Here is a 3586-nt window from a genome sequence, read left to right as displayed (position 1 = left end):
CTGGATCAACCAACCAACCGCCGCCGAACCGGTAGCCGCCTGACACCCACTGGCCTCAAACACCTTGAAAAATTCCGCCGTGGCCGGCTGGGCGGTCTGCATCATGGCGTTCGGCGGGGTGGTGCTGCTCGCGTCCGGGGGCGCGGGGTCGGAGACCGCCTGGCCCCTCGTGCTCTCGTGCGCGACCCTTGTGGCCGCCGGGGTCATGGACTCCGTGTCCATGCTCTTCCGCACCACCATCCTGCAGGCCGCGACACCGGACGCCCTGCGCAGCCGGCTGCAGGGCATCTTCATCGTCGTCGTCGCCGGAGGGCCCCGCCTCGGCGACGCCGTGCTGGGAGCGGGTGGTCAGCTGCTCGGCCCGGGCTGGGCCGCGCTCGGCGGGGCGGCCGTGTGCCTGGTCCTCGTGCTGCTCCTGGTGCGCGCGTTCCCCGGCTTCCTGCGCTACGACGCGCGCGACCCGCAGCCCTGATCCTCCCCGGGACCGTCCGGGGGACGACGCCGCCCGGGGCGGGGTCGTCGTCAGACGTCCCGACGGGTGCGGCTCGTGACCTTGCTCCGCAGGGTCAGCAGCAGAACAATCAGCAGAACGCCGTAGAGCGTGAGCGTGATGGGTCCACTGACCAGGACGGAGGCGTCTCCGTCCGCGCTGATCAGGGCATCCCGGAGACTCGTCTCAGCCAGAGGGCCCAGCACCATGCCGATGATGAGGGGGGCCAGCGGATAGTCGTGCATGCGCATCAAAAATCCCACGACGCCGACACCCAGCAGCATGAGCAGGTCGAAGGTGGATCCGGATGTGGCGTAGATTCCCAGGCCGCAGAACACGGTGATGCCCGCGTAGAGATACGGGCGCGGGATGAGCAGCAACTTCGCCCACACCATGGCGAACGGAAGGTTGATGATCAACAGCACGATCATTGCGATGAAAAAGCTCGCTAGCAGGGACCACACCAGATCCGGTGAACGCTCGAAGAGCAACGGCCCCGGCTGCAAACCGTATTGCCGGAACGCGGCGAGCATGATCGCGGCCGTGCCGGATATGGGCAGGCCCAGGGCGAGAAGTGCCCCCATGGCCATGCCAGTGGTCGAGTTGCCGGCCGCTTCCGGCGCTGCCAGTCCGCGGATCGCGCCCTTACCGAACTGCGGGTCGGGGCGTCGTCGGTCCAGTTTGCGTTCCGCTCCGAACGCCAAGAACGTGGGAATCTCCGCTCCACCGGCGGGAATTACCCCGAACGGCAGGCCGATGGCGGTGCCGCGCAGCCATGCGGGTGTCGCTTCCCGTAGCTCTGCCTTGCTGAGCCAGGGCCTGCCCTGGGACCGCAGCATCTCGCCCTGGGACTTGAACCGTGCGATGGTGGCGAAGTAGATGACCTCACCGAGAGCGAGTACGGCAACTGTCACGGTCACCAGCGAAATGCCGTCGAAGAGGTAGGGCGAGTCCATGGTGAAGCGAGGGATACCCGTGACGGAGTCGATACCGATGACGGCGATGCCCAGTCCGAAGGCGAGTGAGAGCAGGCCCTTGACCGCGGAGTCGGTCACCACGGAAGACGTGGCAACGAAGGCGAACAGGGCCAGGGCGAAGTACTCGGCGGGTCCGAACTTTGTGGAAAAGTCCGCGAGGAACGGCGCGAAGAACACGACGACGACGGAAGCCACGAACCCCCCGATGAACGCGCCGATGGCGGCGGTGGCCAGGGCCTGGGGTGCTCTGCCTGAGAGCGCCATCTTGTGACCCTCGAAGGTGGAGGCGATCGCGGAGGCTTGCCCTGGCGTGTTCATGAGAATGCCCATGGTGGAGTCCCCGAACAGACCGCCGAAGTAGATCCCCGAGAACATGATGAACGCTGCGGTCGGGTCCAGGGCGAAGGTCACGGGCAGCAGCAGGGCTACGGCCATGGAAGACCCCAGCCCGGGCATGACACCCACGGCGGTACCGAGGAAGCACCCCAGCACGACCCAGAAGATGTTCTGGAGGGTCAGGGCGCCAGCGAAGCCGTCGAGCAGCAGGGACAGGGTTTCCATTCAGAACCCACCTCCTAGAACGCCCGAGGGGAGAGAAAGCCCCAGGGCCATGTCGAAAGCAATGTAGGCCAGGGAGCTCACCGTCAGCCCCACCACCAGGGAGAACCAGGGACGACCAGAACCAAACCCCCGGGCCACGCACCAGAACAGCATGGCTGCTCCGATGATCCAGCCCAGGAACTCCAAGGTCAGGGCGAATCCCAGGAATCCACCCACCACCCAGGCAAAGGAGTGCCACGAGAATTGAGGTGCGGCGTCATCGACCGCGGTCGTAGCTGTGCTGCCCGACACGGCGGATCCGGAGCCAGGCGTGGCTGCGTGTGAGTTTCTCGCACGGGTGCGCCAGGTGGAGAACGCCTGCGCAGTCACCAGTAGATAGATCAGTGCCACGATCACGGCAGGGAAGAAGCGGGGCCCCGGGAAGTCCACGGAGTCTGGAACGGTCATGCTCAGTAACCCCACCAGCAGGTACGTGGCGAAAGCCGCAAGCACGAGAGGCACGGCCATATCGCTCAGCAGCGAGGGGCGGCCCTCGGCTGAACGCGGCTGAGCCGCAGAGGCCGGCGCGGAACCGGTTGCATCTCCTGTCACAGTCCCAACTCCTTGTAGAGGCCCTGGATGCGGGCCTTCTCCGTTTCCAGAAAGCGTGTGAGGTCCTCCCCGGTAATCACGTTCTCGTTCCAGTAGTAACGCTCGATGGCATCCCGCCACTGCGGTGTGGCAATGGTCTCCTCCACGATCGCTTCGAGTTCTCGCTTCTCGTCCTGGGGGATGCCACCCGGTGCCACGATCAGACGCCAGTTCGCGAGGGTCACGTCGTAGCCCTGTTCCACTGTGGTGGGGATTTCCACACCGGGGACGGGATTCTTGGCCACGATCGCCAATGCGCGCAGCCGCCCGGATTCCACCTGGTCAATGGTGTCCGGGTATCCGGAGGCGGCCGCTGCCGCGGTGCCGTTCAGCAGGGCTTGGGTGGATTCCCCACCGCCGTCGGACGACACGTAGATCATGTCCTTGGGGGAGAGACCCGCCTTGATGGCCATGTCCGCCACCACGAGCTGATCGAAGGATCCGCCGCCGGTCCACGGAACCTTGCCCGGATTCTGGACCCACGCAGTCATGAGTTCTTTGAGGGTCTTGTGCGGGGAGTCGGCCGCCACAGCGATCACGTCATACTCCTCCACAAGTACGGAGAGGGGAGTGACATCCTCGTACGTGGTGTCGGATTCGTACTGGATGGTGGCAGCGAGCTGGCCTGTGCCGCCCACCATGAGGTTGTTGGCCTTGCCGGAGAGGATCTCGAGGTTGCCCAGCGCGATCGTGCCCCCCGCTCCGGGGATGTTCACCACTTGTGTGTTGTTCACGATCCCGTTTGCACGCTGCGCCTGCTGCATCTCCCGCGCCACGGTGTCCCATCCGCCGCCCGCCGCAGCCGGAGCGATGATGGTCAGCGAAGTTCGCAGGTCGTTGCCGCCGGACGCCGAGGCAATCGATCCTGCTGTGGCAGTTCCGATGGCTCCGATGTCTACCAGACCTCCGATTCCGTACGTCAGGAACT

Annotated in this window: 4 protein-coding genes; 1 reads left to right on the top strand and 3 read right to left on the bottom strand. The window is 65.5% G+C overall.

The window, feature by feature from the left end; all coding sequences use genetic code 11:
• Positions 1 to 79: 79 nt before the first annotated feature.
• Complete coding sequence (locus tag QL985_RS11860; protein ID WP_290147959.1) at positions 80 to 472, top strand: hypothetical protein; 393 nt, start codon at positions 80 to 82, stop codon at positions 470 to 472.
• A gap of 50 nt (positions 473 to 522) precedes the next feature.
• Here the strand turns inward: QL985_RS11860 and QL985_RS11855 are convergent, their stop codons facing one another.
• Genes QL985_RS11855 through QL985_RS11845 form a run of 3 tightly spaced genes read right to left on the bottom strand, consistent with a single transcriptional unit; the run spans position 523 to position 3581 of the window.
• Positions 523 to 2028, bottom strand: a complete 1506-nt coding sequence (locus QL985_RS11855; RefSeq protein ID WP_259905560.1) for a tripartite tricarboxylate transporter permease — start codon at positions 2026 to 2028, stop codon at positions 523 to 525.
• On the bottom strand, positions 2029 to 2619 hold the full coding sequence (locus tag QL985_RS11850; RefSeq protein ID WP_259905558.1) for a tripartite tricarboxylate transporter TctB family protein: 591 nt from the start codon (positions 2617 to 2619) through the stop codon (positions 2029 to 2031).
• A complete protein-coding gene (locus QL985_RS11845) occupies positions 2616 to 3581 on the bottom strand; it encodes a tripartite tricarboxylate transporter substrate-binding protein (protein ID WP_290147961.1) in 966 nt (321 codons plus the stop codon). Before QL985_RS11845 ends, QL985_RS11850 begins: the two co-directional genes overlap by 4 nt.
• Positions 3582 to 3586: the final 5 nt, after the last annotated feature.

Source organism: Kocuria sp. APC 4018, from assembly GCF_030407675.1.
Taxonomy (GTDB): domain Bacteria; phylum Actinomycetota; class Actinomycetes; order Actinomycetales; family Micrococcaceae; genus Kocuria; species Kocuria rhizophila.
The sequence above is the reverse complement of the archived record's forward strand: the minus strand, read 5'-3'. Positions and strand labels throughout refer to the sequence as shown.

Coding starts and splice junctions, on each gene's coding strand:
- QL985_RS11855 (WP_259905560.1), bottom strand. CDS start 2,028: ATGGAAACCCTGTCCCTGCTGCTCGACGGCTTCGCTGGCGCCCTGACC.